The following is a 26,194-nucleotide window of genomic DNA, read 5'->3' as shown; positions in this document are numbered from 1 at the left end:
GGAAATATCAAGAGGAGGAACAGACATGGTTGTTGATCTCGAAAAAAGGTATGAAAACACATGTAAATTTGTTCAACAAAGCAATATGAAGAAACTTGATATGGATGTTTTGAACCTTGCTTTTGCAATTGAAATACAAATATTAGTTTCATTTGGTGAACTTGAATTAATAAAAGAATTAACAAAGCAATATACGCAAATTGAAAATCAAATATTAGGCAGAAATGGAGTGAAAATAGCATGAGCGAATTATCAATGCAGTTCCAACAGAATCAACAAGGTGGTGTCCTTGGTCAAGCTACAGCTTCACGTGAAATGGAAGAAGTGAAGGGTGCTATCTTTCTAGCGAAACAATTCCCAAGAAATATTTTTCAAGCGGAGCAACGTATTTTGGATTCTTGCAAACGTTCATCACTTGCAGAAGTTGCTATGTATCAGTATCCACGAGGAGGAACAAAGGTAAGTGGTCCTTCAATACGGTTAGCTGAAGTGTTAGCTCAGAACTGGGGCAATCTTTCATTTGGTGTGAAAGAGCTTGAACAACGTGAAGGTGAATCAGTAGCTATGGCTTATGCGTGGGACCTTGAAACGAATGTAAGGCAAGAAAAAGTATTTACCGTTAAGCATAGCAGACAAGCAAAAGGTAATTTGCAGAAACTTACGGATCCTCGTGATATTTACGAATTGGTCGCAAGTAGTGGAGCTCGTCGAGTACGTGCTTGTGTGCTCGGCATCATTCCAGGTGACATTGTAGATAAAGCGGTAGCGGAGTGCGAGCAAACGCTAAAAGGAAACAATAAAGGTCCTTTAAAAGACCGTATCGCTAATGCTTTAAAAGCATTTAAAGAACAATATCGTGTTACTCAAGAAATGGTCGAGGCTAAGTTTGGTTATAATGCCGAATCATTTACAGAATACGATTACTTAGAACTTATTAAAATCTTTAATTCGGTTAAAGATGGCATGAGTAAAGTAGAGGATTGGTTCAATAAAGATGCTGGGAAAAATAAGTCTAGTGAACTAGGTGAAGCATTCACAAAGGATAGTAGTAAGGAGGCTACAGTAAATGGTGACGCAAATAAAGCAACAGAAACTCCTCCTGCTGAACAGCCAGAATTATCACTCGATTGAAGCAAATAAAGAGTATTTTTCCGTGTCACAGTTCAAAAATATGTTGGATTGTGAAGCTCGAACAATAGCAATCATTAATGGAGATCATCAAACGTCGTCTAGTACGGCTTTGATGGTTGGCAGTTACACTCATGCAGCATTTGAAAGTGAAGATGAATTTCAAAAGTTTCATGAAGAGAATCACGATTCAATTTTCAAAAGTCGTGGTGGAAAATACGCTGAATATCTTCAAGCAGATGCAATGATTGAAACCATAAAAAACGATCCTTTTGCAATGTTCGCTTTAGATGGTGAAAAGGAAATGATATTAACTGCCGAATTGTTTGGAGCCGAATGGAAAATCAAAGTGGATTCAATAAACTTCGCTCGTAAAACATTTAGCGATTTAAAGACTACACAGAGCCTTTCTAATCGTTATTGGTCGGATAAGTACCAAAAGTATGTATCTTTCGTTCAAGCCTATGATTATGTACTTCAAATGGCTATTTATCGCGAAGTTATTAAACAGAACATTGGAGAGTATTTCAATCCATACATTGTTGCGGTAACGAAAGAAAGTCCACCAGATAAGGCAGTTTTACATTTCGATAATACAAGATTCGACTTTGAAATAGAGTACACAAAATCCATGATGGACAGATTTATTCGTGTAAAAAACGGAATAGTAGAGCCTATACGTTGTGATAAATGTGCTTATTGCAGACAGACCAAGCAATTGAACAATACGTTCGAGATTGAATATTTACTAGATTAATAGAGGGGGTTTCCCCTCTACTACTTATAAGCAAAGGGAAGGAGGATAGGCAATGGCAGGTTGGATTAGTTTACACAGAAAAATAATGGACAACCCAATATACTCAAATGCCTTCATGCTGAAACTCTGGATCCATTGTCTAATGAAAGCATCACACAAAGAACACGAACAATTAGTCGGAAATCAAATGGTGAAATTAGAACCAGGACAATTTGTTACGGGAAGAAATGCACTTGCAGAAGAGTTTAATAAGGGTGCTAAAAAGGATGAAGTAATTTCAGCGATAACGCTATGGAGATGGTTGAAGAATTTCGAAGAATGGCAAATGTTGAACATCAAAACAACTACGAAATATAGCGTGGTTACAGTGATTAATTGGTCTGAACATCAACAACATGAACAGCAAGTGAACAACAAACGAACAGCAGATGAACAGCAAGTGAACACAAACAATAATGTTAATAATGTTAATAAAAAAGAAATTATTAATATTAATAGTCCTGAGCTTGCGAAAATCATTCAGTTCTACCAATCGAATATTGGACCACTTATTCCAAACATCGGTGAAGCAATTGTAAAAGACGTTGACACTTTTGGAGAAGAACTAGTACTCGAAGCGCTAACTAGAGCTACATTAGCGAACAAACGTAACTATGGATATGTGAATGGGATCTTAAGAAAATGGCGCGACACAAATATTAAGTCAGTTGATGATGTTAAAGCTGCAGACACAGAGTTTCAGCGGAACAGAACACCTAAACTCCAAATAGTGCCACCACCTGAAAAGAAAAAAGAAAAACCTGAATACAACTATGGATTCTAGGAGGTGCAGACTGTGAAAGGTATTCAAGAACTACTTACTAACTTTCCGACTCCAGTGATATTAAATACTTATCAATGTGAGGGTTGCTCGGAAGAAGTTAGTGTAACTGAAATGACAATAGCCGGTGGTCCTGATAAAGGAAAGATTGAACGCTTTTATCTTGGGTGTAAGTGTGAAGATATAGTACTTGCAGAAAAAGCACTGGAGAACGACAAGAAGGCTCGAATGAATCGCACAAAAGATATATTCGACCAAAATTCATTGGTTAATAAATCATTACTAAAAGCAACTCTTGAAAACTATTTACCTCCTAACCAGGAGCTACATGAAGCTAAACAAGAGTTATTGAATTTCGTGAATGAGTTTAATCCAAAAGAAGGGAAAAACCTGCTGTTAGTTGGTACATATGGAACAGGTAAAAGCCATCTATCCTATGCGGCAGCTAAGGAACTAATTGAAAAAGGATATTCTGCTTTATTCCTATCAGTTCCTAAACTATTAACGAAAATCAAAGACACATATAATCCCAACTCCAAGTTTTCAGAGAACGATTTACTGGAATTTGTAGCAATGGTTGATTTACTCGTATTGGATGACTTGGGAGCCGAATATACGAACGCGAAGAATGGTCCAGACAATTGGACGTGGACAAAACTCTTTGAAGTAATAGATAGCAGAGCCGGTAAGCATACGATCTACACCACAAACTTATCTAGCTCTGAATTGGAAAGTAAAGTGAATGCACGAAACTTTTCACGAATTATGGATGATACAGAGGTTGTTCCAATGAACGGTAAGGATTACAGAAAAAAATCATTTTAGGAGGAAACGAAATGACTGAAAAAGTGAAAGTACCACAAGAAGTAGCTCAAGCATTTAAAGATTTAGAAGTATCTTGGAATTTAACAGAAATTTTCAAGTCAGTTACAGCAGACTTCACAGTTGGAGATAATCGCATAAAAACTTTAGTTCAGTGGAATCAAGAAATAGATTTTGATGAAGGTGCAAGTCTTATGAAACTACTACTAGGACAATATGAAGTCGAACCGCAGTTCAAACCAGGTGAGAAGGTTATGGTTCGTTGGCTGAATAGAGATAAAGATGCACTTTACGAGATACTCAAAGTAAATATCGTTGAAGGTGTATCTTATGAAGTTGAAATTACAGGTAAAGACGGTTTCAATATTGCTCCAATAAGTATAATTCGTCATGCTACACCCGAAGAAATTAAAGTCGAAAAGGAACGTCAGTTGTGGAAGTCGATTGGTCGTGAGGTTGGGGAGTTTAGAGAAGGAGATACCGCAGTCACAAACGATGAATATCACTACACTGGTTTGGATTTAATTAAGAAACATTATGAAGAAGGCGAAATAAAAGGTTTCTATCCAGCAGAGTCATTCATAAACTTCGAAAGTGAGGTTGATTCCGAATGAAATGGATACCGGGGCAAGGATTTTATTACGTACAACCAAGTGGACCAATTGACCATGAAGAAAACAGAAAACGATTGATAGAAGTCGAATTAAAGCTTCAAGAAGCTGAGGTTAAGTTTGGGTTTATCAGAAGGGAGCAATCGGCATGAAACAAATCGTTGCTGTATGTGAAAACGAACAATGCGAGAAAACAATACACAAGGGTGACGAAGTTTGGCATAAGTGGCATGACTTATATTGCTCTAGCAAGTGTTTAATAGAGTCATTTGGAAGTCCTGTAAAACAACAGGTTGCTGAGGGTGTGAGATGAGCAGTATTCTTTTCGAAATACCAGGAGAACCAGTAGCTCAAGGTAGACCGAGGGCAGGTAAGACATGGACAGGTCAAACTGTCCTCTACGATCCTGCTAAGTCTCGAGACTTTAAACAATATGTGAAGTTGGTAGCTGGTCAACACGCACCAAAAGAACTCATAACAGGTCCAATAGACTTGAGTATTGATATTTACCGAGCAACTCCTAAGAAGTATCAGACGAAGCCAAAACAGGCTCTTATCGAAAAAGGTGAGCTAAGACCAACAACTAAGCCGGACGTGGACAATTACGTTAAGGGTGTAAAGGATGGACTTAACAAAGTGATATGGCAGGACGACAGCCAAGTGGTTACTTTGAATGTTCGTAAGTTTTATAGCATGCATCCTAGAGTTGTTGTGAGAGTTGCTTTTTGATAGGACGTACTAGACACAAATTGTGAAGGAGGAAATTAAAAGTGAAATATTATTATGAGTTTAATGAAAATGAGTATTATGCATTAGTTGTCGTGACGGTAGAAGGCATTGAGCCAGGTGTAAAACCGCCTTATAAACAAGCAACTGAAATTTACGTTGAAATTGTTGGGGGCGAAAGCGTTGAATCTGTATTAGAAGAAGCGCATCCAAACTTACGAACAAAAGAGTACGCTTTTACGAAAGTAATGCGTGATCCGACTATTGCCGAACAAACTTTGAAAGAAGCTATTAAAGAATTTGATTCAATCGACAATGGCGTTTTATTAATAGATGCATCATTGCTTTGATTCATAGTACGAACAAAATGTGAAGCACTGGACACAAAATGTGTCATAAGAAAGGATGATGGCAATGGAACTGAATAAAATCTATCAAGGACATTGCCTTGATGTCTTAAAAACACTCTCAGAACAGAGCGTAAATACAGTGATCACAAGTCCTCCTTATTGGGGGTTGAGAGATTACGGTGTAAAAGAACAAATAGGACTAGAAGAAACTCCTGAAAAGTATATCGAAAACATGGTCCAGGTATTTCGTGAAATCAAGAGGATACTTAAAGATGATGGAACAGTATGGCTCAATCTTGGCGATTGTTATTGGGCGAATCGAAGTAAAAATGGTTTAGAGTATATCGGCAATAAAGGAAAGAGCAAAGATTACATGTTAAGAGCTGGTGGTAGTTCTCATGAATATCTCAAACCAAAGGACTTAATCGGTTTACCTTGGAGAATTGCTTTCGCATTACAACAAGATGGATGGTATCTGAGACAAGACATTGTCTGGAGTAAACCAAATCCGATGCCTGAATCAGTAAAGGATCGGCCAACTAAATCACATGAATACATTTTTCTATTAAGTAAATCTCAAATCTATTATTACGATCATGAGAGTATCAAAGAACCTGCTATTTATGGAACACAGGATGTAAGGGGGTCTCGAGGGGCATTCGGTCAACCACAAAAGCAAAGAAGAGAAGATAAGGTTCGTGGTTCTTTCGATGGAAAGTATGGAAAAGAAGCATTCCGAGCTATTCGTGATAAAAGAAATAAACGATCAGTATGGACAGTTACGACTAAGCCATTAAGAGAAGCTCACTTTGCAACTTTTCCGGAAGATTTAATTGAGCCATGCGTATTAGCTGGTAGTCCAATTAATGGAGTTGTTTTGGATCCATTCTTTGGTTCAGGTACAACAGGATTAGTTTCCCTAAAACATGGCCGTAATTTTGTTGGTGTTGAACTTAATCCAGAGTATATAAAAATAGCTGAAAAACGATTAAGTGAAGTGCAGCTGGAGTTAATACATGAAATGTAAAACGACACAGTACGAACAAAATGCGACGTAAAGGATGGTTTACATGGCATCCACGAAAACGAGATTACGCAGCATCAGAAGAAAAGCAAATAAGCACATTAACAAGAAGAACAACACTATAACTGTATGTGCAGAAGACTTCTTTTGGGTGCTTACACAAATTCATATATCTAATAATCTTGAAATACTAGAAGAACAGAATCAGAAGTTAGTAGATGAAAATAATGCATTACGAAAGGCGTTGGAGGTAAATGAATGATTAACCGAGTCGTATTAGTCGGAAGGCTAACAAAGGATCCAGAGCTTCGGTACACTCCAAGTGGGGTTGCAATGGCCAGATTTACATTGGCAGTAAATAGAACGTTCAAGAGTGAAAATGGTGAGCAACAAGCCGACTTCATCAACTGTGTAGTTTGGAGAAAGCAAGCCGAAAATACGGCTAACTTCTTGAAAAAAGGAAGTTTAGCAGGTGTTGAAGGTAGAATCCAAACAGGTAGCTACGAAGGGCAAGACGGAAAGCGTGTATATACTACAGACGTTGTCGCAGATAGCGTTCAATTCTTAGAACCGAAGAATGGACAGGCTACAAAAAACAACAGTACTGGGAATCAACCTCAGCAGAATTACACAAGGGTAGATGAAGATCCTTTTGCGAATAGTGAAGGACCTGTTGGAGTGACAGATGATGATTTACCGTTTTAGCCAGTAAAAAAAGACAGGACTCCTCCTGTCTCGCACAACTCAATAATAACACATTGGAGGGGTCTTGGTGGATATGGAAAATTTAAAAATAGACATTAGAACAATGCAGCTAACTGTCGATTTAATGGATATAACTACCAGTTGTGTGATTGTGATCTGTGATGGAAAGGCAAAACTCAGAGAGCTTCCACCACATGGGGAATATAAGATTGTAACGCATCAAGGTAAGGTAAAGCGTATGCGGAAGGAAGAGGGTGAAGAGTTTTAAACCAAAAAAATGGTCTCAAAGTGCAATAGTTATGTATATTTAATGTTTTTTTGTGATACAATGACAGAAATATGGTTTCGGAGGAGAAACTTATGTTAATTGATTTCAAAATTGAAAATAACCTTTCTTTTAAAGAAAGTACAACATTTACGATGCAAACTGGTGCAAGGTTAGTAAAGTTTAATGATACCCATATATTAAAAAATGATAATGTGAACCTGTTAAAAAATGCTATGATTTTTGGAGCAAATGGAAGCGGAAAGACAAATTTATTTACTTCACTTGATCAATTTAAAAGATTATTGTTAACTTTGGGAGATGCAAAGCAGACCTCAAAAAACATTGTAACAAACCCGTTTAGAATGCAATATGAAAATAAAAACAAGCCTACTAAATTTGATATAACATTATTATTAAAAAAGAAAATCTATAATTACTGCATAGAGTTTAATGAAGAACAGATAATACTTGAAAAATTATTAGAAATTAAAAAGAATAAAGAAAGCATTTTATTTGAGCGTATATATCAACATGAAGATGAATACAAATATGAAATAAATTCAAATAGGATTGATAAAAAACTTCAAAATTTCACAAGGAAGAACAATTTATTCTTATCAGTTTTAGCAAGTTTTAATAATAAAATAGCATTAGAAATAATGGATTGGTTTCAAAATAAACTTGTATTAATACGTGATGATTCAATGGAATTTGAAAGGGATCCATTGGCGGCGAAACTATTGGATACTAAGTTTAAAGAAGAAGTTCTGAATATTTTGAAAATAGCAGACTTTAATATTGAAGATATAAAAGTGACAAAAAGAATCGTTAAAGCAGATCCACAATTTTTCAAATTAATGGAAGAGGTTAGTAAACAAATTGGAGGAAGTCTTCTAACAGAAGTTATAATACATGAAATAACACTAATTTATAACAATTATGATAACGAGGGAAGAGTAGTTGGAAGTTCAGAAATAGGACTGTTAGAGGATTCTAAGGGTACAATTAAAATGCTTTATATAGCGGCAATAATTGTTGATTCTTTTAATGAAGGAAGAACAATTTTACTAGATGAGTTTGATACTGCTTTTCACCTTGCGATATGTGAATTTTTAATTGCTTTATTTAACTCGAAAAGGAATATGAATAATCAGTTTATACTAATAACACATGAACTTGAACTTTTGGATTGCGAATTAAGAGTTGATCAGATCTGGTTTGCTCAAAAAAATTATAAGAACGAAACAGAATTATATTCATTGTTCGATTTTAATGATTTAAATAATCGCAAAAGAAGTGATGTTTCTTATGCCAAAAAGTATATCAAAGGTCAGTTTGGAGCAAAACCCGTAATTGATTTATTATCAGCAAAAAATTATTTTTTGAATACAGACTTGAATTTGAATCTTTTTGAAGGTAGTGAACTTAATGAGTAGATTTGGTCCAAGAACTTCTAAAGGTTTAAAGACAAGTAAAACTATCTATATTTTTTGTGAAGGTAAGACAGAAGAAGTCTACTTTTCAAAATTGAACCAAATGACAAAAAAAGCTAATGTAAAGGTTGTTCCTAAAGAAGTAAAAATGTCTGGATTAGAACTGGTTGAATTTGCAGTAAGAGCGGAGAAATCGAAACCTTCGGAAGTATATATAGTGTTTGATAAAGATTTAAATACCATTTCCAAAATACAAAAGGCATATGCATTAGCAAAAAAAAATGGATTCAAAGTGCACTTCACTAATATTTGTTTCGAATTATGGTTCCTTTTGCATTATGAAAGGGTTAATAACAATCCGATAACTGATAGTCAGCTATACAAAAAAATGAATAGACATATAAATATACAAGATTATAAGAATAGAAAAGCTGAACAAAAATTAGTACATCAGGTTGCAAAGAATTTTTCATTTGCGGTTGCAAACAATGATGAATTATTAAAAATAAATTCCTATTGGGGTAATAATCCTTATTCAGATATTTCTGTATTAGTTAAAGAGATATTTTTATAATAAGTTCTACTAGCCAACTAGAGGACAACATTTGATTACAGCAATCGCTGTGTCATTTGTTGTCCTCTTTTTTATTTCATCAAAGGGATAGATGGGAATGAGAACGATTCAAACAGAGCTTATCGAAAAAGGTTTAAAACAGCCTCTTATTCAAGAGATAGATGAAAAGAATACTAAGACAAGCAAACAAATAAAAGAACGTCTAACGCGTAGGGATATTGAAGATTTAATGGGGTGTAATCGTCAAACGTACCAACGTGTTGGTGGAGCGATTCGAAATAAAAGAGTTGGAGGGATTTAATATGAGAAATACAGAGTTTGATATAGCGCGTTTAGTTACAGATTACAGAATGATGAAGGCTGAAATAAAGAGATTGCAATCCATTATCTACGGCTTTTCAATTCCTATGACTAACTGGGGAGTAGCTCAATATGGTTTAGATGCTGCCATGCCGAAAGGGTCTTCAGGTAAAAGTGTAGCTGAAATGAAACAGATGGACATCCGAGAAAAGAAACAAAGAGAACGACTGGAACGAATGGAGTGTATAGTATTCGCTTTGGAAAGTGTATTTGATATTTTAGATGATGAAACTGCTAAGACTATATACGACTGTTTGTTAGATGGCATGACGCATAGAGATATTGCAGCACATTTAACAACCTCCAAGGATTTTGTACGTATTAAGAAGCAAGAGATTTTTCGCCAAATTAGCCAAAATAGCCAAATCCTAACCTATTTGCAAAAAGAAAAAATTGCGGTGTAAACTGGAAGGAGGGTCGGCTAGGTAGGTATCTCGCGCAGGAAAATATTAGCGTGTTTGCCATCTTCGACGGCAGTGTGAATATATTAGGTAATATGATGCAGGATTATTACCAACTATGGCGAATATTGTCTTGGGAGGTGAGACAAATGATGTTATCAGAAACTAGGGAATTTGATGGACAATTATTTGGTCTTGTAAAGTTTACGCAGTATATTGAAAGTCTTAAAGCTGGAAATTTGTACATGAATAATCTGAAATTTTACATTGATCAAGAGAAAGAATCAGGAATTAAGGGTGTTGGTGATAAATTAGAGGCTTCAAGAGTTTATTCAGATATGACGTTTAAAATGTTTGATTCTGAGACAGGAGAATTAGTTGCTGAAGGTTTAAGCGGAGGAATAAATTTTAGATTAAACCGCGACGAAAAACGACCTGTTTACTGCATGTATGCAGTTGATGCAGAAGTATTAGAAATAGTTCGTGAAGATGAAGACTTCTATTACACTAAATTCAATCTTCCTAAAGAGGAGGTAGATAATTTAGTTAACGATTTCGGAAATCAAATGTTATATATCAACCCAAAGCCGTTCCTTGAAAGAGTTGTCCCGGCTTTTGAGGAAAAATATTCTTTTAAAGCTGCAAAAGTTAATTATGATGATTATCGTATTAACAATTCGAAGAGAACGAATGTGTATACGGACCAAGAAAGTACAGAAATATACTTTTGGAAGGACGAGTTTTTCAAAAATCAGAATGAATATAGATTAGTTCTTACGGATGTTGAAAGTGATACTCCTCTAATCGAAAATATTGGTGATATTTCTGATATAAGTACAGAATTTAAAATTGATGAATTTTTTAGTGATAAATTTGAATTGCAAATAAGAAAGAAACAGGGCTAGCATCTCTTAGGAGGTGCTTTTTTCTATGTCATAAAAGCAAATAGCATAATGGGGTGATACGACCATGAATCTAATTAAAGGAGTGGTGGTGATATGAAATGCCACGTGCACGTGATCCAAATAGAGATAAGGCATTTGAGATTTGGAAAGAACATAAGAGTGACATAACTAATCGCAAGATAGCTGAGATGTTAGACGTACCAGAAAAGACAATCGGTAGTTGGAAATCAAAGGATAAATGGAGTCAAAAATTGAACGGAGTACTCCAAACAAATAAACGGAGTACTCCAAATAAAAAGAGTATTAAAACACCAAAAAAAGAAGTCGTTGAATCAGTGGAAGCCTTCGAATTAGAGGATGATGGTTTCACTGATAAACAACGGCTTTTTATTAGTTATTATGTGAAGTACTGGAATGCAACAAAGGCTTATCAGAAAGTTTATGGGTGTAGTAGAGAAGTTGCTTTAACTAATGGTCCACGGTTGCTCAGAGATGCTCGGATTCGCGAAGAAGTTGTTAGAGTACGTGACAGCTTAACAGAAGATGCACTTTTAGATGAGAGAACACTCATTCAAAAATGGATTGACATTGCCTTTGCAGACATTACTGATTATTTGAAGTTTGGTAGACAAGAAGAAATTGAATACCAAGAAGACGGACAACCAGCAATAGATATGCATGGAAATATCAAAACTTATGCTTTCAACTTTGTTCATTTGAATGAATCCACTGAAATTGATGGCACCCTTATTACTGAGGTGAAGCAAGGTAAAGATGGAATAACAGTTAAGTTGGCTGACAAGATGAAGGCACTTGAGTTTTTATCGAAGCATAAGGATCTACTTAACGAAAATGAATTGAAACGATTGCGTGAAGAGAAAACCAAAGCTGATATCGCAAAAACTCGTTCTGAAACAAAAGGAACTGGCAATGCAAATATAAGCGTAGTAGACTTCAGTAATTTAAGCACAGAGGAGTTGAGGGCAATTGCCAACTCTAAGCGATGAACAACTTGAAGCGTTATCGTACGAAGCTCATAAAGAGCTTGCTCGTCGTAACTATCGTGATTATGTGGAATATGTACACCACGGTCATTACACTCATTTTAGACATACAGAATTGATCTGTAGCGTATTGCAGAGGATTGCTGATGGTGAACAACTATCCGTATTAGTTGAATTGCCACCACGACATGGTAAGTCGATGACGGTAACTGAATCATTCCCAAGCTACTATCTTGGTCGCAATCCAGATAAGCGAGTTATAGCAGCTGCTTATAGTGATGGACTTGCTACTAAGTTCGGACGATTGAACCGTAATAAATTTAATGAGTTTTCCCATGAATTATTTAAGGTCCAGTTATCCGATTCAAACGCAGCTACTAAAGACTGGGGTGTACAGGATAGACGTGGGGGAATGATTGCAACTGGTATTGGCGGTTCAATCACTGGTCAAGGTGCTGACTTAATGATTATTGATGACCCTATTAAAAACATGAAGGAAGCCAGTTCACAAACTATCCGAGATAACATATGGGACGAATGGGAAGCGACACTTTCAACTCGTTTGCATGATGGTGCTTCAGTAATTGTCATCATGACACGATGGCATGAAGATGATTTAATTGGTCGGCTACTTGCTAGAAGTCCACGACAATGGGTTCGTTTACGCTTACCTGCTATTGCAGAAGATGAAGACGATCTATTAGAACGTGAAATCGGAGAACCATTATGTCCTGAACTCGGATTCGATGAACAGTGGGCAACAGATAAAAAAGCGGAAGTTGGATCGCGTACATGGGCATCTCTTTATCAACAAAGGCCGTCTCCTGCTGGAGGTTCTATCTTCAAGCGTGAATGGATTCGTTATTATGTACGTACTCGAGAGCAACATCGAGAATGGGGATTATCAGATGATGTGGTTATTTTACCTACCCATTTTGATAAGATGGCTCAATCGTGGGATTGTACTTTTAAGGGTAATGATACTAGCGACTTTGTAGCCGGTGGCGTGTGGGGTCGTAAAAAATCGCAATACTTCTTGTTTGATATTGACCACAGGAGAATGGGCTTTGCTGATACGATGAAAGCGATTCGTGCTATGTCCGATAAGTGGCCAAACGCACGAAGTAAATATATTGAGGATAAAGCAAACGGTTCAGCTATCATCGAAATGTTAAAAGATGAGATTAGTGGTATTGTTCCAGTTGATCCTGATGGAGGAAAGGAGGCACGCGCTAATGCGGTGTCTCCTCTTTTTGAAGCTGGAAATGTTTATTTGCCCCATCCGAATATGTGTCCTTGGGTAGAAGATTTGATTGAGGAATTAGTCAGTTTCCCGAATGCAGCACATGATGACTTGGTGGATATGACCACTCAAGCTTTGAATCAACTATTTACAAACAATTCAAATCCGCTTGAGCGTTATAAAAATCTATTAGGAAAGTAGGTGATGCCCATGAAGACAATTGAACAGGCAAAACAGTTTAAAGAAGATTTTATGCAAGGGAATGGCAAAGCAAATAATCGTGACAAACTTACCCGTCAGGTAGCTGGTATAAATCGTAAATTATCGCATGATGAAATTACTAATCTTTATTCTGATAGTCGTATTGTACAAAATATCATTGATATTCCTGCAGAGGATATGACGCGTAATTGGTTCACTTTACGAATGGAAGATGAACAATTAGCACGAGATATAATGTCAAAACTAGCTGATTTAAAAGCTAAAAAAGCCTTTAAAGACATGTTCACTTATGAGCGTTTACGTGGAGATGGCTTTATATCATTAGGGGTAACTCAGGCAACAAAATTTGATTTAAAAGATGAGCTAGATATGAATAAACTTTACTCAGTTGATTATTTGCATGCATTTAGTTCTTTGAAAGTAAATGAGTTCCTTATCAACGAAGATGTGTTTGATATTAAATACGGCCAACTTGAAGAATTACGTATCAATCGTGCTTCACGTCATGGGTTACAAACCAAAATTACGGAATCATCTGTACACATATCACGCTTACTTCACAGTCAAACAAGACGAATGGAGGGGGAAATTCAAGGACCTTCATTATTAGAGCCGTTATATGATATTCTCACGGTTTTTGATACGTCTGTATGGTCCGTTGGTCAAATACTTCATGATTTTACGTTTAAGGTGTACAAGTCGAAGGATATTGAAAATTTAGATACAAAGGACAAGCAACAGCTATCTATGATTATGGATTTCATGTTCCGAACAGAAGCATTAGCCATGATTGCAGCTGATGAAGATTTAACTAAGCAAAGCACATCTGTTTCAGGTATCAAGGATTTACTAGATTTCGTTTGGGATTTATTAGCCAGTGCTGCACGAATGCCAAAAACGGTTATTAAAGGGCAAGAATCCGGAACTATTACAGGTGCTCAATATGATGTGATGAACTATTACTCTCGTATTGTTGCGGAACAAGAAAACGAGATGAAACCACATTTAGAAAAGCTTATTAGGATGTTATTAATGTCTGAAAAAGAATTAGGTGGCCGTGTTGATCCTGAGTCGCTAGAGTGGGAGATTCAATTCAATCCATTATGGAATGTTGATGCTAAGACAGATGCTGAAATAAGAAAGATTGTCGCGGAAACAGACCAGATTTATTTGGTGAATGGCATTATAACAACAGATGAAATTCGTGAGGCTCGTTTTGGGCAGTTTGGTTTATCCAGTGAAGTAAAATTTAGTGGTGATGAAGCTGATTTTAAGCGTCTAGCAGAAGAAGTTTATCGTGGTTGGCGTGATTCCAATGGCTAAAAAAATACCTGTAACACGTTTTCCTGATGCTGCAGCTGTCACATATAGTCGTGCGTTGCAGAAAATGATTAGAGAGTTAGGTAAAGAGACCATTATTTTATTTGAAAAGTACTTGGAGCCAGATCTAGCAATGAGGAAAGACGGTCAAGAGTTTATAAACGATGATTTATTCGATAGTTTGAAGAAAATGTTCCAATCCTTAAAAAATACTGCGGCTAAAATATTTGCTTCGACTAAAAAGGAACGCGCAGTTAAAACTTTTATTAATAGTGTTAATCGTTTTAATAAACACAATATGGAACAACAACTGAAGGTGAATGGGATTGACCCTGTTGAAAATGAGTCTTGGTTAGAAGAGTTCATTAAATCGAAAATAGAAGATAATGTTAATTACATCGTAACAATTGAGGAAGATTACTTTAGAGATATTGAATTAATCATCAATGAAGGTGTGAAAAAAGGTTCGTCTATCAAAGAAATACGCCAACAATTAATAGGTCGTGTAGAAATTACAGAGAATCGTGCGAAATTTATTGCAATAGATCAAGCAGGATCAATACTAGGACAAATAACGGCACAAAGACATCAAAACATAGGAGTTAATCGTTTTAAATGGTTAACATCAGCAGATGAACGTGTGCGAGAATCACATAAAGAATTGAATAATAAAGTTTTTTTATATAGTGATCCACCTGAAGTAAATGGACGAGTTGTAATACCAGGTCAGGATTATCGCTGTAGATGTGTGGCTATTCCTGTATTTGATGATTAGAGGCGATATATTGAGTGTTTTGTTGAATTTAGCGATAGGTATGATTATTGGATTTATTAGTAGCATACTTATCACTATTTTATGGTATCGAATAGTTAAATACTAGTTTGAGAGGGGGTGAAATTAATTGAAACTACAGCGCTATGATACATCATATATAAAAGACTATGGAGAAACGTCAGAAGGTTATTTAACGGTCCAAGTACCAATAACCCGTCCTGGCGTTTTTCCGTATCAAAGACAAGATGGAACCGTCCAAATGGAAGCCAAGTTGCCGGATGAAATTTTTAATGATAGAACGATTCGTTCTGCACGTTCTAAGCCAGTCACAGACGAGCACCCGAATGAGCCAGTAACAGTAGATAATTACCAGAACTACGCAAAAGGTATGAGTCATACTGATGCGCGTGTTGAGGATTTGAAGCTTTACGTGTCCTTAACGATTACGGACAAGGACCTTATCCAAAAAGTTTATGACGGCAAACGTGAGATTTCCATTGGGTTTATGTCTGATGTTGTTGCAGAGAGTGGTACTTATCAGGGGCAACAATATGAATTTGTACAACGAAACATCGAAATTAATCATATTGCCATAGTAGATCAAGGACGTGCTGGTCCGGAAGTGGCCATTCGTTCTGATAGTGATGCATGGCAAATTAAAGAAGAAAAAAAGGGAGGGCATAAGATGCCAACATACAAAATTGATGGAAAAGAGTATGAAGTAGACTCAGCTGTTAAATCATTTTTAGAAGCACAAGCAGCTAAATTAGAAACTGCTGAAACAAAAGTGGCTGGATTAGATTCCTTACAAGGACGTTATGATGCTCTAGAAGTGAAACTGCAAAACACTGAAAAGGATTTAAAAGAAGCAAAAGAAAAGCAAATATCAGCTGATGAAATGGATAAAAAAGTCGAGGAACGCGTTGCATTAATCAGCACAGCTAAACCACTTTTAGGTGACTCTTTCGACTTCATTGGTAAAACAGAACGTGAAATCAAAGAAGCTGTTATTTCTACAACCAAAGAAGAATTTAAAGGTGATGGTAAGTCAGACGACTATATCAACGCCTTTTTTGATGCAACGGTTGAACAGGTGAAAAATGATGGTTTTTCTAGTACAGGAGCAAATAATGCTTTCACAGGTGATGCAGCAAGTACTGAAAAAGAACTTGAAGAAATGAAAAACAAGCGCCTCAATATGCGCGAAAAAGGAGGAAAATAAATGCCTATTACAAACTATCCAGATTATATGTCGGCGGCTGGTAAGCCAGGTCAATTATCCAATTTCCAAGATCACATGGCAGATACGTATGCTGTAGAGGCTATTGTTCCTTTTGGTGCTGCAGTACAACTTAATGCAACAGGAACGGCCATTAAACCAATTGCTACCGGGGGTGCAGTAATTGGTATTGCATTAGCACAAAATATCCATGACTGGGTGGAAAATAAAGATGATCAAAATTATCCAGTAGGTGAACCTGCAGCAATTGTTAAACGCGGTCGTATTTTCGTTGTAGCCGGAGGAGATGTTGTTAACGGTCAATCCGTTAAAGTAGATCCAGCATCTCAAAAGTTTGTGGCTTCAGGTGCAGCAGTTATAGACGTATTAAGTGCAGTATTTAAAAGCAATGCTTCAGCAGATCAATTAGTAGAAATCGAAATTAACTTACCTTAGGAGGAAAACACATGTCAACACAATCATACCGAGCGGACGCATTAATCCGTCCACAAGATTTAAATGCAATTGATAAGCGAGTATATGAGCCACATGCTTCCGAATTAAAAGCGCGCTCTATTTTCTCATTAAAAACGGATATTCCAGCAGGAGCAAAAACATACAGCTATGATGTATTAACTCGTTCAGGAGTTGCTAAAATTTTAGCTCCAGGAGCAACAGATGTGCCATTAGTAGATGCAGATTTAACGGAAGAAACAGTGAAGATCTACTCAATTGCTGCCGCTTTTAATATTTCTGTGCAAGAGGTACGTGAAGCGCAAATGGCAAATCGTCCAATCGAAGTAACAAAAGCTGATACTGTACGTAAAGCGATCGCTGAGAAAGAAAATCAAATTGCTTTCTCTGGAGATTCTACACACAAAATTAAAGGCCTAACAGATGCAGTAGGGATTCAAGTTTATGCTGTGCCACAAAATGAGGGTGGGACCTCGACTAAATGGAGTGATAAAACAGGGAAAGAAATCGTCGCTGACATTCGTAAAGCTAAAAACAAGATTAACAAACTAAATGGACATGAGGCAGATACTTTACTTCTTACCCCTGATTCTTCTGAGGAACTTGAAAAACCATTTAACGACTTTACTCAACAAACGGTACTGGAGTATATCCGTTCTCAGAATTGGTTTAAACGTATAGAGACAATCAATGACTTAAAGGGTAAAGGGGTAGCTGGTGCTAACTGTTTCGTAGTATTAGATTCTTCTCCTGATGTTGTAGAACTTGGGATTCCATTAGATATTACACGTCATCCTCAAGAGTACGCATTTCCAAACACGAAAGTACCATTTGAAGAACGCACAACAGGCTTAATTATTCGCTATCCGATGGCAATTTGCCGCGCTGATGGGATTTAAGGAGGAAATTACATGTTAGTACAAAATAAAGGTAATCACTCATATCAAGCAAACGGTCTTACGCTAGTCCCAGGTACAAATAATGTAGGAGACCAAGAATTTGAACAATTTCTTGCTCATCCTTTAATGGCTCATTTAGAAGAAACGGGTGAATTTGTTTACGAAAAAGAAAAAACGAAAACAAATGCTAAAGAAGCGATTGCCATGATTGAAGATGCTTTCGACATAGATATGTTGAATGCATTGAAAGTGGATGAGGACCGTAAAACAGTTCTGGATGCTATCGACAAGCGTATTGAAGAACTTTCTAATCCCGAAAATTAAGGGAGTGAACTAAATGTTAACTACATTAGAGCGTGTTCGTATGTTGAGTGATGAGTTTACGTCTGTTTCAGATGAACGACTAACAATGTACATTGAGGATGCTTCACTTGAAGTGTCCTCTTTAAATGTACCTGTGTTATACCAAGAGCGATTAGCTCGTTATTTAACAGCTCACTTAGCTACTTTAAGTATAACGACAGCACGTGCAGTTATTCGAGAGAAAGTAGATGTAATCGAACGTCAATACAGTGAACCAAATAAAAATATGGGCTTATTAGCATCGAAGTACGGACAAGAATATCAACGTATTTTAGAAGAACTTGAAGAACAGTTAAAGCCTAAAAAGACAATTAATTTGGTGGTGATTTGATGGCAGGAATCAATATACGAATTACTGACAGGAATAATATCCCAAAATTAATAACTACTTTAAGAGATTTGAAAAAGTATTCTGTAGAAGTTGGTGTGTTTGGGGATGATGATTCTTTTTACGCTATGATTGCAAGCGTTCATGAATTTGGGGTGACAATTCAAAAAGAAAGCGGATCTATTGTTATTCCCGAACGTTCTTTCATGAGAACAACTTTTGACGAAAAAGAAGTTGAGTGGATTCAATTTGCAGAAAAGCAACTTAAAAATGTTATTGACTTTAAAATAGCCCCCCGGACGCTATACGAACGGTTAGGTGCTCTTATGGTTGGCGATATTCAAGAAAAAATAACTGATTTAGATGCTCCTCCAAATGCAACATCTACCATTCAGAAAAAGGGTTCTAGTAATCCTCTAATTGATTCTGGAGGCTTGCGAAAGAGGATAACCTTTAGGGTGGTGGAGAAATAATGCCTGAAATCATTAGTTTTAAAGAAATGATTGAAGTAAATGGCGTTCCTTTCAACGCTTTAATTGCTATTGATGGGCAATATATTAACGGTAAATGGGTTCAAGGTGGACACGATAACGTTCAAATGAAAGGTGTCATCCTACCGTTAAGTAATGATGATCTTAAATATGTCGAAAGCGGTACTTATACAGTCAAAGAAAAGAAATTGCTTACGACAGAACCTATCGATATTGGAACGCAGATAGACTATAAAAACGATGTATATACCCTACAGGCTTTTAAGGACTACACAGAATATACCGATGTTCATATTTACCTGATGAGATGGCGCGAAGGAGTGGATGGTTCTTGATTAATTATGATGACATATGGATTCCTTTACAAAATGGATTATCTTCTTATACAGGCATCCATGTAATTCAAGCAGAAGGTACAGGAAAACAACCATCATACCCTTTTTTCTCAATTAAAAAAACTACTAATGGTGCAAGTGTAGGACAAATCACCGAATCGATCACAGACAACATTAAAACAATTGAGCAAGATACTGAAATGATATTTTCTATTACTTGCAATGCAGCAACAATAGAAGATGCTGATAATTATGCTAATAAAGCCCGAGCTTATTTTCTAGGTAAAGGTCATATTGATTTGTCAGATGAAAACATCACAGTAGTTGACGTGTTAAACGCAACGAATCGTGATGTTTTTTTAACGATTGACTATGAACGTCGATGTGGCTTTGATTTACGATTGCGCGTACGAGGTCGAGAGTCGTTCGAGATAGATGTTATAGAAAAAGTCACAATCAATCCATAAGGAGGAAATATAATGCCATTAAAAGATGTCAAAGTCATTATCAACATAAAAAAGCCGTCTGCTTTAACTGGACTTGGCACGCCGTTAATTTTAGCGGATAAAGCAGGTCCACAAACGTTTAAAATTTATGGTGATATTGAAGGTGTAGAAACTGATTTTGCCCAATCGACTGATGCATATAAAGCGGCAAAAATAGCATTTAAACAGGGAGATACAAGTACATCAAAAGTAGCTATTGCTACGTTTGATTCATCGGCATCGACAACAGCAGGCCAAACACTTGAAAAATATTATAACGAAGATTGGTACTTCGTATCATTGGCAACTGGTACTGTAGCAGACTTTATTGCTATTTCAGATGTTGTAGAAGGTGAGGGTTTCAAAATCGCAGCTCATACAGTTGATAGCATTCAAGATTTAACTACGTTATCAGCTAAAAAGTATGACCGTACCTTTGTAATGATGCACGACAAGTTAGAACAATACCCTCACTTAGCGTTAATAGGTGGCCACGGTTCTAAACTTGTCGGTTCTATCACTTACAAGTTTAAAAAGTTAATTGGGGTAGATCCTGCGCCATATGATGCTACTACATTACTAGAAATTCATGAATTAAATGGTTTTGCGTATGTAGCGAAAAACGGCAACTACCAAACATCAGAGGGTACGGTTCTTTCAGGTGAATACATTGACGTAATTCACGGAAAAGATTGGGTAAAAGTCAATATGGAGCAAGCTATCTCCACATTATTTGTAAATAATGACAAAGTCTCATTTGATGATGTTGGTATCCCGCAAATTGAAGGAGAAGCACGAACAATTCTCGAAATTGCTGGTCAACAAGGTATTATCGCGCTTGATGATGCAAAACAACCACTATACACAATTACAGCGAAAAATCGTGCTCAAACAAACGCAGCTGATCGTGTAGCGCGTCATTATAAAGGATTATCATTTAGCCTAGAACTTGCAGGTGCTATTCATGAAGCAACTGTTACAGGCGAAATGGTAGCTTAAAGGAGGGGTAATTAATGACAGGACATATTGGAACGTATGATGCTCGCAAAGTTGTAACGACGGTCGGGGGCATTTTTATTACAGGTTATGCTGATGGTACGATGGTAAAAGCATCTAAAGACAATGATAACTTTGAGGCATCTAGCTCAGCGCAAGGTGATGCAGTAGTGTCGATTAACGGCGACGGAATGGGAACGATTGAAATCACGTTGAATCAAACATCACCTTCTATTTCTGTGCTTGATGGTTTTGCTAATGCCCGTTCAATGGTGCCTATTTGGGTAAACTCTAATAATGAAGTAAAAGAGGTTGTTGGTGGGACTAAATCAATGATCACAAAACCCGCAGACAAAGAATTTGGTAAATCGGCTTCAAATCGTGTGTATACAATTAAAGTATTTGACTACGCAGTTAAATAAAACGAAAGGAGAGTGGGCAATGTGCTCACTCTTTTTAATTTGCCATGAAAAAAAGACATATAACCAATCACTTAAAACGAAAAGAATGGGAGAGAAAGCAAATGGCTAAAAAAGGTGAACAACAAACATTTGAAACTAAAAACAAGGAAAAATACACTTTCCAACATCCGGGGTTACGTGAAGCTATTCGTATGCGCGACCAGTCAAAGAATGAGCATGGCGTTCAACAGGGTGAAAAACTTTATGAATCAATGATGGAACACGTGATCTTTAAAGAAGATGGAAGTAAAGTAACGTTCGAGCATTTTGAGGAAGTAGGAGGATTTTCAGAAGTAATGTCCGCGGCTGTTAAATTTACCTTTCAAGAGAGCTAAACCTATCCATGTTCATCGGCAAACAGTTGATGAAAACTGGGTTTTTTGGCGTCCGATTATGGAAGGGAAACTTAGCTTTGAACGTGCTGAAACGATGACATTAGATGAATTATTAGAATTCAATGCAGCTATAGATAGCTATGCCGATCGATTAAAAGAAGCGAGGGGAGGTTGATTGAATGTCCTTACGTGACGTAGTCGTAGAGATTGGCATGGACATAGCTGATGGCCCCCTTACTGCGCTCGATAGAAAAATAGATGATGTAATAAATAGTTTAAGAAGAATAGATCCATCTCTCATCGTTGATGTCATAGATGAAACTAGTGACTTAGCTAATGAATTCAATGACCTCGAAAATGTTGTTAATAATACTGCAGATGAAGTCGAAAGATTAGATGATACTGATTTAAATAAACTTGATAAAGAAGTCAAAAAAGCTGATAAGGGCATGGGTGGTTTGAAAAAGGCTGTATTAGGAATAGGTTCAGCTTTGCTGGCACTCGGTATAGGCACTGCACTTAAAGATTTCGCAACAGGTGCGATTGAAGCCGCAGCTGGAGCACAAGCAATAGAAGCCCAGTTTGATCAAGTGTTCCAAAAACTCGATAAAGATGCACAAGGCGTTGTTGATAATCTTGGAGAATCCTTCGGTATGGTACCAAATAGGATAAAGCCTGCCTACACGACAATGACTTCAATGTTTAAAGGTCTTGGATTGGAAACTCAAGATGCTATGGTTGCTTCAGAACGAGCAGTAAGTGCTGTTGCGGATGCGGCAGCTTTCTATGACAAATCGTTTGAGGATGCAAATAGTTCACTAAATTCCTTTATCAAAGGGAATTATGAGGGTGGAGAATCCATTGGACTCTTTGCAAATGAAACACAAATAGCTGCATTTGCTTCAAAGGAGCTCGGCAAGGATTGGAAAAAACTTGGCGAAGCTGACAAGCAACTTGCTCGTTTAACTTACGCAGAAAAGATGATGGAAGCCGCTGGTGCTACAGGACAAGCGTTACGAGAATCAGAGTCCTATGAAAACCAAATGGGGAACTTGAAGCAAGCTTGGCAAGATTTCTTAGCTAAAGCCGGTGCACCGATTCTTGAGCAAGCAGTAGGAGTGTTATCCAAATTAAGCGATGTGGTTTCTAATGTAGATCCGGGTCCTTTTATGGAATTTTTATCTAATGGAATTGATAAACTTTCAATATTTAAGGATATTACAATGGCTTATTATGACACTTATAAAGCATTGTTTTCTGGAGACGTTAGTGGAGTATCTAATATTTGGGAGAAAATAGGGGTTCCTCCAGGAGTAGCAGAGCAAATTGAAAATTTAACACAAAAATATGTAGATGGTTTTAACTATGCTAAAGAAGTTGTAAGTCAATTTGTAACTGATGTTATTGTTCCTCTAATGCCAGTTGCCCAAGAATTTATCGGCAATGCGATGGGATTTATCTCAAATGTTGTTGCTGGGGCAATGAATGTGTTTGACATCTTAAAAAGTGTTATTGGTGGATTGATTGAGGGTGTAATCATTCCATTGATGCCAGTTGCTAGGTCTGTAATTGAAACAGTCTTTAATGTCATTTCTCCAATCTTACGTATAGCAGGTAGCTTATTTGAAGGTGTGACAGGTGCAGTTAAATTTCTTGTTTCAGAAATAATCGTGCCATTATTACCTCTTGCATCTGCAGCTCTTTCGGGCGCATGGGTAATAATGAAACCTATTCTTGATGGTATTACATGGGCGTTTAATGGGATCGCTGATGCAGTTGAATGGGTAATCAACAAATTCAGTTTAGTTGGCGATGTAATGAAAAAATTTGATGTTGGCGAGAAAATTAGCGGAGTAGTATCGAAAATCACTGGGAAAATACCAGGATTTGAAGTAGGTCTAGGGCGTGTTCCTTACGATGAAATGCCAGCTCTCTTGCATAAAGACGAAGCTGTTTTACCTGCTGATGAGGCAGATGCTTTGCGTAATGCAGGAATCCTAAAAGGTGATGGTACTGATCCAACACTGGATTTTGATGGAGCTAGTTATAACAATGCAGCACCTATTACTAATAGGACAACAAGCTCTACTGTGCAAGCACCGGTTCAAATAATTGTACAGGGTTCCGATAAACCTCAAGAAACTGCAAGAAGTATTAAAGAAGAATTAGAAGGTTGGTATAGTGATTTAAGTGCTATATTCCCAGTCGTTATGGAGGGTTAGAGATGGCAAAAATAAACGGAATACAAATACATGTTGAAAAAGAAAGTCTGCAAAATGATGTTGAATTGCCATCTCATCCTGTAGAGAAGGGAATCAACCTCACTGATCATGTTGAAAGGGAACCTGTTGTTCTATCTATAAGTGGTAAATTGATAAGGCCAGATAATACATCATTAGAAACATTGATAGGGCGATTATCAACGATTGAAACAAAAGGTACAGCTATAGTTTATGAAGGCCGTAGAATCTATCATAATTTGATGATTGCGGCCTTTTCATATGACGCAGATTCCAAAATAATGAACGGGTTTAACTTTAGCATGAAGCTAAAAGAAGTGCGATTTGCAGCACCTTCTTATGTATCACTTCCAGCTAAAGCGAAAAGTGCAGTTGCAGGAGTATCTAGTGTTGGTCGTAAGCAAACAGTAAATAAGAAACAATCTCCTATTTATCATGTGACTAAGAAAGGTGACACTTACTATGGTGTCGCAATTAAATACGGCGTTAATTGGCAAGATGTCCAAAAAAACAACAAGTATCCAGCTACTCAAATTCCTATTGGAGTAAAAATTAAAGTGGGGTGATAGGGAATGAACTTTGAATACATCGAAATTGAAAAAGAGCTCATTCCTTATCGGTTTGAAATAGAGTTAGGTGCAGAGCTGTTTGAAATGGAAATAAATTATAACTTGCAGCACGACTTTTTCACTGTAGATTTATACAAAGATGACAAAGTATTGATCTATGGTGAAAGAGTTACGTATGGAGTGCCACTATTCGAAGAGGTTTTCGATTCACGTTTTCCTGGCCCTACAATCAAACCTATTGATGAATCAGGACAAGAGCAACGTGTAACCTTTGAAAATCTTAACGAGACAGTGTTTTTAAGGTTGGTGAATGATTTATGAGTACTATTCAATTTGGACGTGTCACTGAGATAATAATCGGTGAATTGAAGATGTCTAGTCAATCATTGGAAATAGAATTTGAGATTCCATTCGATGATGATCCAGATCCAAACATAAGTGAAATAGTTGTATATAACTTATCAGACACTACACTCAGCAAACTAAAAAAAGGTGTAAAGGTTACCATGAATGCTGGATACAATGATGATAAAGGAGTAATACTCTCGGGTTATGTATCCAAGGTAGCATCTGAAAAGGGCGGTTCGGATCGCGCAACTAAAATATCTGTCATAGATAGTCAGCCAATCGATAATAAGAAAACGCTAAAAAAGTCATTCAAAAAAGGTATCAAAGGTGAGCAAATATTAAAAGAACTCGCAAAAGTACTTAAGTTAAAGATAGCTGTAATCAAATTACCTAAGAACGTTGTTTATAAGAAGGGTTTCTCAGTGAATGGATCCGTAGTAGATGCTATGAAAAAAATAGCAAAGGATTGTGAAGCAAGCTTCTATATCAGTCGTTCTAGTGTTTATATTCGCTCCATAAAAGAAGGAGACAACACTAAATTTATCCTTAAATCAGACACTGGCTTGATTGGATCACCTGAGTATTTCGAAGAAGAAAAAGATGGTAGAGTAGTCAAAGGTTATAAAGTGAAGTCCTTGCTTCAATACCGAATGAATACAGCTTCTATCATCGAACTGCAGTCAGTATTCGTAAAAGGGAAATTTAGAGTACGAAAAGGTAAGCATTACAGGCGTGGAGATGCTTATTATTCAGAGGTTGAGGTGATTGTATGAGTAATTCATCCGAGTTTTATTCTAATTTTAAGAATCAGATCCTTCTATCAATCAATACTTGTATGCCTTGCGAAGTAATTTCCTACAATGAAGATTCTCGGACAGCAAAAGTTCAACCATTATTCATGGTAAAAGAAGTGAATCGTGCACCTGAGAAACTTTCAGTATTAGAAGATGTTCCTGTTCTATTTGAAAGAGTAAAGTTAAAAAATAATACGGCCATTTCTATCTCAATTCCAAATAGCGATCATACTCAAATTACATTTAATGAACCAGTAGAGTTGGTCCCGTCCATTAACAGTGGTGATATTGTATTAGCAGTTTTTGCACAACGTAGTATCGATGATGCAGTAGATGGAAAGCTTGTTTATCCTGGAGCATCCCGTTTATTTGATATACACGATGCAATCATTGTAGGGCTATTGTAAAG

The 26,194-nt window shown here is 36.8% G+C and carries 38 protein-coding genes; all 38 read left to right on the top strand.

Annotated features, from left to right (window positions below):
- Positions 1 to 25 precede the first annotated feature (25 nt).
- The gene (locus FG384_RS02445; protein ID WP_142640949.1) at positions 26 to 244 is read left to right on the top strand and encodes a hypothetical protein; all 219 of its coding nucleotides are present in this window, start codon (positions 26 to 28) and stop codon (positions 242 to 244) included.
- Positions 241 to 1,131: a hypothetical protein gene (locus FG384_RS02440; protein WP_240793323.1), complete on the top strand. Its 891-nt coding sequence runs from the start codon at positions 241 to 243 to the stop codon at positions 1,129 to 1,131. The genes FG384_RS02445 and FG384_RS02440 overlap by 4 nt, the downstream gene beginning before the upstream one ends.
- Positions 1,067 to 1,885, top strand: coding sequence for a PD-(D/E)XK nuclease-like domain-containing protein (locus FG384_RS02435; protein ID WP_142640948.1), 819 nt, complete (start codon positions 1,067 to 1,069; stop codon positions 1,883 to 1,885). The genes FG384_RS02440 and FG384_RS02435 overlap by 65 nt, the downstream gene beginning before the upstream one ends.
- A gap of 52 nt (positions 1,886 to 1,937) precedes the next feature.
- Positions 1,938 to 2,708, top strand: a complete 771-nt coding sequence (locus FG384_RS02430) for a DnaD domain-containing protein (RefSeq protein ID WP_142640947.1) — start codon at positions 1,938 to 1,940, stop codon at positions 2,706 to 2,708.
- Between the two features lie 12 nt (positions 2,709 to 2,720).
- Positions 2,721 to 3,530, top strand: coding sequence for an ATP-binding protein (locus FG384_RS02425; protein ID WP_240793322.1), 810 nt, complete (start codon positions 2,721 to 2,723; stop codon positions 3,528 to 3,530).
- 11 nt (positions 3,531 to 3,541) lie between these two features.
- A complete protein-coding gene (locus tag FG384_RS02420; RefSeq protein ID WP_142640946.1) occupies positions 3,542 to 4,141 on the top strand; it encodes a hypothetical protein in 600 nt (199 codons plus the stop codon).
- Positions 4,138 to 4,290 carry a hypothetical protein gene (locus FG384_RS19690; RefSeq protein WP_166462355.1) on the top strand — a complete coding sequence of 51 codons (153 nt, stop codon included), beginning with the start codon at positions 4,138 to 4,140 and terminating at the stop codon, positions 4,288 to 4,290. Before FG384_RS02420 ends, FG384_RS19690 begins: the two co-directional genes overlap by 4 nt.
- 157 nt (positions 4,291 to 4,447) lie before the next feature.
- Positions 4,448 to 4,867, top strand: a complete 420-nt coding sequence (locus FG384_RS02415; RefSeq protein WP_142640945.1) for a RusA family crossover junction endodeoxyribonuclease — start codon at positions 4,448 to 4,450, stop codon at positions 4,865 to 4,867.
- 41 nt (positions 4,868 to 4,908) lie between these two features.
- A complete protein-coding gene (locus tag FG384_RS02410) occupies positions 4,909 to 5,214 on the top strand; it encodes a hypothetical protein (RefSeq protein ID WP_142640944.1) in 306 nt (101 codons plus the stop codon).
- Between the two features lie 64 nt (positions 5,215 to 5,278).
- Positions 5,279 to 6,241: a DNA-methyltransferase gene (locus FG384_RS02405; RefSeq protein WP_142640943.1), complete on the top strand. Its 963-nt coding sequence runs from the start codon at positions 5,279 to 5,281 to the stop codon at positions 6,239 to 6,241.
- Between the two features lie 43 nt (positions 6,242 to 6,284).
- Positions 6,285 to 6,500 carry a hypothetical protein gene (locus FG384_RS02400; protein WP_142640942.1) on the top strand — a complete coding sequence of 72 codons (216 nt, stop codon included), beginning with the start codon at positions 6,285 to 6,287 and terminating at the stop codon, positions 6,498 to 6,500.
- Positions 6,497 to 6,943, top strand: coding sequence for a single-stranded DNA-binding protein (ssb, locus tag FG384_RS02395; protein WP_142640941.1), 447 nt, complete (start codon positions 6,497 to 6,499; stop codon positions 6,941 to 6,943). Before FG384_RS02400 ends, ssb begins: the two co-directional genes overlap by 4 nt.
- Before the next feature lie 73 nt (positions 6,944 to 7,016).
- On the top strand, positions 7,017 to 7,211 hold the full coding sequence (locus FG384_RS02390) for an XtrA/YqaO family protein (protein WP_420849935.1): 195 nt from the start codon (positions 7,017 to 7,019) through the stop codon (positions 7,209 to 7,211).
- Positions 7,212 to 7,303: 92 nt separating this feature from the next.
- On the top strand, positions 7,304 to 8,647 hold the full coding sequence (locus FG384_RS02385; RefSeq protein ID WP_166462354.1) for an AAA family ATPase: 1,344 nt from the start codon (positions 7,304 to 7,306) through the stop codon (positions 8,645 to 8,647).
- Positions 8,640 to 9,218, top strand: coding sequence for an RloB family protein (locus tag FG384_RS02380; protein WP_142640938.1), 579 nt, complete (start codon positions 8,640 to 8,642; stop codon positions 9,216 to 9,218). The genes FG384_RS02385 and FG384_RS02380 overlap by 8 nt, the downstream gene beginning before the upstream one ends.
- 97 nt (positions 9,219 to 9,315) lie before the next feature.
- The gene (locus tag FG384_RS02375) at positions 9,316 to 9,519 is read left to right on the top strand and encodes a hypothetical protein (RefSeq protein ID WP_142640937.1); all 204 of its coding nucleotides are present in this window, start codon (positions 9,316 to 9,318) and stop codon (positions 9,517 to 9,519) included.
- A gap of 1 nt (position 9,520) precedes the next feature.
- Positions 9,521 to 9,982, top strand: coding sequence for a sigma-70 family RNA polymerase sigma factor (locus FG384_RS02370; protein ID WP_142640936.1), 462 nt, complete (start codon positions 9,521 to 9,523; stop codon positions 9,980 to 9,982).
- A gap of 146 nt (positions 9,983 to 10,128) precedes the next feature.
- Positions 10,129 to 10,884, top strand: a complete 756-nt coding sequence (locus tag FG384_RS02365; RefSeq protein ID WP_142640935.1) for a hypothetical protein — start codon at positions 10,129 to 10,131, stop codon at positions 10,882 to 10,884.
- Positions 10,885 to 10,982: 98 nt separating this feature from the next.
- The gene (locus FG384_RS02360; protein WP_142640934.1) at positions 10,983 to 11,891 is read left to right on the top strand and encodes a terminase small subunit; all 909 of its coding nucleotides are present in this window, start codon (positions 10,983 to 10,985) and stop codon (positions 11,889 to 11,891) included.
- Positions 11,872 to 13,332, top strand: coding sequence for a phage terminase large subunit (gene terL, locus FG384_RS02355; protein ID WP_142640933.1), 1,461 nt, complete (start codon positions 11,872 to 11,874; stop codon positions 13,330 to 13,332). The genes FG384_RS02360 and terL overlap by 20 nt, the downstream gene beginning before the upstream one ends.
- Positions 13,333 to 13,335: 3 nt before the next feature.
- Positions 13,336 to 14,676: an anti-CBASS protein Acb1 family protein gene (locus FG384_RS02350; RefSeq protein ID WP_240793321.1), complete on the top strand. Its 1,341-nt coding sequence runs from the start codon at positions 13,336 to 13,338 to the stop codon at positions 14,674 to 14,676.
- Positions 14,651 to 15,448: a phage head morphogenesis protein gene (locus tag FG384_RS02345; protein ID WP_205961728.1), complete on the top strand. Its 798-nt coding sequence runs from the start codon at positions 14,651 to 14,653 to the stop codon at positions 15,446 to 15,448. The genes FG384_RS02350 and FG384_RS02345 overlap by 26 nt, the downstream gene beginning before the upstream one ends.
- Positions 15,449 to 15,575: 127 nt before the next feature.
- Entirely contained in the window at positions 15,576 to 16,670 is a 1,095-nt protein-coding gene (locus tag FG384_RS02340; protein ID WP_142640931.1) for a DUF2213 domain-containing protein, read from the top strand.
- Positions 16,671 to 17,123 carry a structural cement protein Gp24 gene (locus tag FG384_RS02335; protein ID WP_142640930.1) on the top strand — a complete coding sequence of 151 codons (453 nt, stop codon included), beginning with the start codon at positions 16,671 to 16,673 and terminating at the stop codon, positions 17,121 to 17,123.
- Positions 17,124 to 17,134: 11 nt separating this feature from the next.
- Complete coding sequence (locus FG384_RS02330; protein ID WP_142640929.1) at positions 17,135 to 18,040, top strand: DUF2184 domain-containing protein; 906 nt, start codon at positions 17,135 to 17,137, stop codon at positions 18,038 to 18,040.
- Between the two features lie 12 nt (positions 18,041 to 18,052).
- The gene (locus FG384_RS02325) at positions 18,053 to 18,364 is read left to right on the top strand and encodes a hypothetical protein (RefSeq protein ID WP_142640928.1); all 312 of its coding nucleotides are present in this window, start codon (positions 18,053 to 18,055) and stop codon (positions 18,362 to 18,364) included.
- 13 nt (positions 18,365 to 18,377) lie between these two features.
- Positions 18,378 to 18,734, top strand: coding sequence for a DUF4054 domain-containing protein (locus FG384_RS02320; RefSeq protein ID WP_142640927.1), 357 nt, complete (start codon positions 18,378 to 18,380; stop codon positions 18,732 to 18,734).
- Positions 18,734 to 19,204, top strand: coding sequence for a hypothetical protein (locus tag FG384_RS02315; protein ID WP_205961727.1), 471 nt, complete (start codon positions 18,734 to 18,736; stop codon positions 19,202 to 19,204). Before FG384_RS02320 ends, FG384_RS02315 begins: the two co-directional genes overlap by 1 nt.
- On the top strand, positions 19,204 to 19,557 hold the full coding sequence (locus FG384_RS02310) for a hypothetical protein (protein ID WP_142640926.1): 354 nt from the start codon (positions 19,204 to 19,206) through the stop codon (positions 19,555 to 19,557). Before FG384_RS02315 ends, FG384_RS02310 begins: the two co-directional genes overlap by 1 nt.
- Positions 19,554 to 20,024 (top strand): phage neck terminator protein, encoded by a 471-nt coding sequence (locus FG384_RS02305; protein ID WP_142640925.1) that lies wholly within the window; start codon positions 19,554 to 19,556, stop codon positions 20,022 to 20,024. Before FG384_RS02310 ends, FG384_RS02305 begins: the two co-directional genes overlap by 4 nt.
- 12 nt (positions 20,025 to 20,036) lie before the next feature.
- Entirely contained in the window at positions 20,037 to 21,041 is a 1,005-nt protein-coding gene (locus FG384_RS02300; protein ID WP_142640924.1) for a DUF3383 family protein, read from the top strand.
- 14 nt (positions 21,042 to 21,055) lie between these two features.
- Entirely contained in the window at positions 21,056 to 21,460 is a 405-nt protein-coding gene (locus FG384_RS02295; protein WP_142640923.1) for a phage structural protein, read from the top strand.
- Positions 21,461 to 21,561: 101 nt separating this feature from the next.
- The gene (locus FG384_RS02290) at positions 21,562 to 21,834 is read left to right on the top strand and encodes a hypothetical protein (RefSeq protein ID WP_142640922.1); all 273 of its coding nucleotides are present in this window, start codon (positions 21,562 to 21,564) and stop codon (positions 21,832 to 21,834) included.
- Between the two features lie 179 nt (positions 21,835 to 22,013).
- Positions 22,014 to 24,056, top strand: coding sequence for a phage tail protein (locus FG384_RS19975; protein WP_205961726.1), 2,043 nt, complete (start codon positions 22,014 to 22,016; stop codon positions 24,054 to 24,056).
- Between the two features lie 2 nt (positions 24,057 to 24,058).
- Positions 24,059 to 24,640, top strand: a complete 582-nt coding sequence (locus tag FG384_RS02280) for a LysM peptidoglycan-binding domain-containing protein (RefSeq protein WP_142640921.1) — start codon at positions 24,059 to 24,061, stop codon at positions 24,638 to 24,640.
- Positions 24,641 to 24,646: 6 nt separating this feature from the next.
- Complete coding sequence (locus FG384_RS02275) at positions 24,647 to 24,964, top strand: phage baseplate plug family protein (protein WP_142640920.1); 318 nt, start codon at positions 24,647 to 24,649, stop codon at positions 24,962 to 24,964.
- A complete protein-coding gene (locus FG384_RS02270) occupies positions 24,961 to 25,764 on the top strand; it encodes a phage protein (protein WP_142640919.1) in 804 nt (267 codons plus the stop codon). The genes FG384_RS02275 and FG384_RS02270 overlap by 4 nt, the downstream gene beginning before the upstream one ends.
- Positions 25,761 to 26,192, top strand: a complete 432-nt coding sequence (locus FG384_RS02265) for a Gp138 family membrane-puncturing spike protein (RefSeq protein ID WP_142640918.1) — start codon at positions 25,761 to 25,763, stop codon at positions 26,190 to 26,192. Before FG384_RS02270 ends, FG384_RS02265 begins: the two co-directional genes overlap by 4 nt.
- The last annotated feature ends 2 nt before the right edge of the window (positions 26,193 to 26,194 follow it).

The sequence above is a fragment of the Psychrobacillus vulpis genome (genome assembly GCF_006861825.1).
In the GTDB taxonomy this organism is placed as follows: Bacteria; Bacillota; Bacilli; order Bacillales_A; family Planococcaceae; genus Psychrobacillus; species Psychrobacillus vulpis.
Note: the sequence above shows the minus strand (reverse complement) of the source record. Positions and strands in the feature narration are given on the sequence as shown.

Coding starts and splice junctions, on each gene's coding strand:
- FG384_RS02445 (WP_142640949.1), top strand. CDS start 26: ATGGTTGTTGATCTCGAAAAAAGGTATGAAAACACATGTAAATTTGTT.
- FG384_RS02440 (WP_240793323.1), top strand. CDS start 241: ATGAGCGAATTATCAATGCAGTTCCAACAGAATCAACAAGGTGGTGTC.
- FG384_RS02435 (WP_142640948.1), top strand. CDS start 1,067: ATGGTGACGCAAATAAAGCAACAGAAACTCCTCCTGCTGAACAGCCAG.
- FG384_RS02430 (WP_142640947.1), top strand. CDS start 1,938: ATGGCAGGTTGGATTAGTTTACACAGAAAAATAATGGACAACCCAATA.
- FG384_RS02420 (WP_142640946.1), top strand. CDS start 3,542: ATGACTGAAAAAGTGAAAGTACCACAAGAAGTAGCTCAAGCATTTAAA.
- FG384_RS19690 (WP_166462355.1), top strand. CDS start 4,138: ATGAAATGGATACCGGGGCAAGGATTTTATTACGTACAACCAAGTGGA.
- FG384_RS02415 (WP_142640945.1), top strand. CDS start 4,448: ATGAGCAGTATTCTTTTCGAAATACCAGGAGAACCAGTAGCTCAAGGT.
- FG384_RS02405 (WP_142640943.1), top strand. CDS start 5,279: ATGGAACTGAATAAAATCTATCAAGGACATTGCCTTGATGTCTTAAAA.
- FG384_RS02400 (WP_142640942.1), top strand. CDS start 6,285: ATGGCATCCACGAAAACGAGATTACGCAGCATCAGAAGAAAAGCAAAT.
- ssb (WP_142640941.1), top strand. CDS start 6,497: ATGATTAACCGAGTCGTATTAGTCGGAAGGCTAACAAAGGATCCAGAG.
- FG384_RS02390 (WP_420849935.1), top strand. CDS start 7,017: ATGGAAAATTTAAAAATAGACATTAGAACAATGCAGCTAACTGTCGAT.
- FG384_RS02385 (WP_166462354.1), top strand. CDS start 7,304: ATGTTAATTGATTTCAAAATTGAAAATAACCTTTCTTTTAAAGAAAGT.
- FG384_RS02380 (WP_142640938.1), top strand. CDS start 8,640: ATGAGTAGATTTGGTCCAAGAACTTCTAAAGGTTTAAAGACAAGTAAA.
- FG384_RS02375 (WP_142640937.1), top strand. CDS start 9,316: ATGAGAACGATTCAAACAGAGCTTATCGAAAAAGGTTTAAAACAGCCT.
- FG384_RS02370 (WP_142640936.1), top strand. CDS start 9,521: ATGAGAAATACAGAGTTTGATATAGCGCGTTTAGTTACAGATTACAGA.
- FG384_RS02365 (WP_142640935.1), top strand. CDS start 10,129: ATGATGTTATCAGAAACTAGGGAATTTGATGGACAATTATTTGGTCTT.
- FG384_RS02360 (WP_142640934.1), top strand. CDS start 10,983: ATGCCACGTGCACGTGATCCAAATAGAGATAAGGCATTTGAGATTTGG.
- FG384_RS02350 (WP_240793321.1), top strand. CDS start 13,336: ATGCCCATGAAGACAATTGAACAGGCAAAACAGTTTAAAGAAGATTTT.
- FG384_RS02335 (WP_142640930.1), top strand. CDS start 16,671: ATGCCTATTACAAACTATCCAGATTATATGTCGGCGGCTGGTAAGCCA.
- FG384_RS02330 (WP_142640929.1), top strand. CDS start 17,135: ATGTCAACACAATCATACCGAGCGGACGCATTAATCCGTCCACAAGAT.
- FG384_RS02325 (WP_142640928.1), top strand. CDS start 18,053: ATGTTAGTACAAAATAAAGGTAATCACTCATATCAAGCAAACGGTCTT.
- FG384_RS02320 (WP_142640927.1), top strand. CDS start 18,378: ATGTTAACTACATTAGAGCGTGTTCGTATGTTGAGTGATGAGTTTACG.
- FG384_RS02315 (WP_205961727.1), top strand. CDS start 18,734: ATGGCAGGAATCAATATACGAATTACTGACAGGAATAATATCCCAAAA.
- FG384_RS02310 (WP_142640926.1), top strand. CDS start 19,204: ATGCCTGAAATCATTAGTTTTAAAGAAATGATTGAAGTAAATGGCGTT.
- FG384_RS02300 (WP_142640924.1), top strand. CDS start 20,037: ATGCCATTAAAAGATGTCAAAGTCATTATCAACATAAAAAAGCCGTCT.
- FG384_RS02295 (WP_142640923.1), top strand. CDS start 21,056: ATGACAGGACATATTGGAACGTATGATGCTCGCAAAGTTGTAACGACG.
- FG384_RS02290 (WP_142640922.1), top strand. CDS start 21,562: ATGGCTAAAAAAGGTGAACAACAAACATTTGAAACTAAAAACAAGGAA.
- FG384_RS19975 (WP_205961726.1), top strand. CDS start 22,014: ATGTCCTTACGTGACGTAGTCGTAGAGATTGGCATGGACATAGCTGAT.
- FG384_RS02280 (WP_142640921.1), top strand. CDS start 24,059: ATGGCAAAAATAAACGGAATACAAATACATGTTGAAAAAGAAAGTCTG.
- FG384_RS02275 (WP_142640920.1), top strand. CDS start 24,647: ATGAACTTTGAATACATCGAAATTGAAAAAGAGCTCATTCCTTATCGG.
- FG384_RS02270 (WP_142640919.1), top strand. CDS start 24,961: ATGAGTACTATTCAATTTGGACGTGTCACTGAGATAATAATCGGTGAA.
- FG384_RS02265 (WP_142640918.1), top strand. CDS start 25,761: ATGAGTAATTCATCCGAGTTTTATTCTAATTTTAAGAATCAGATCCTT.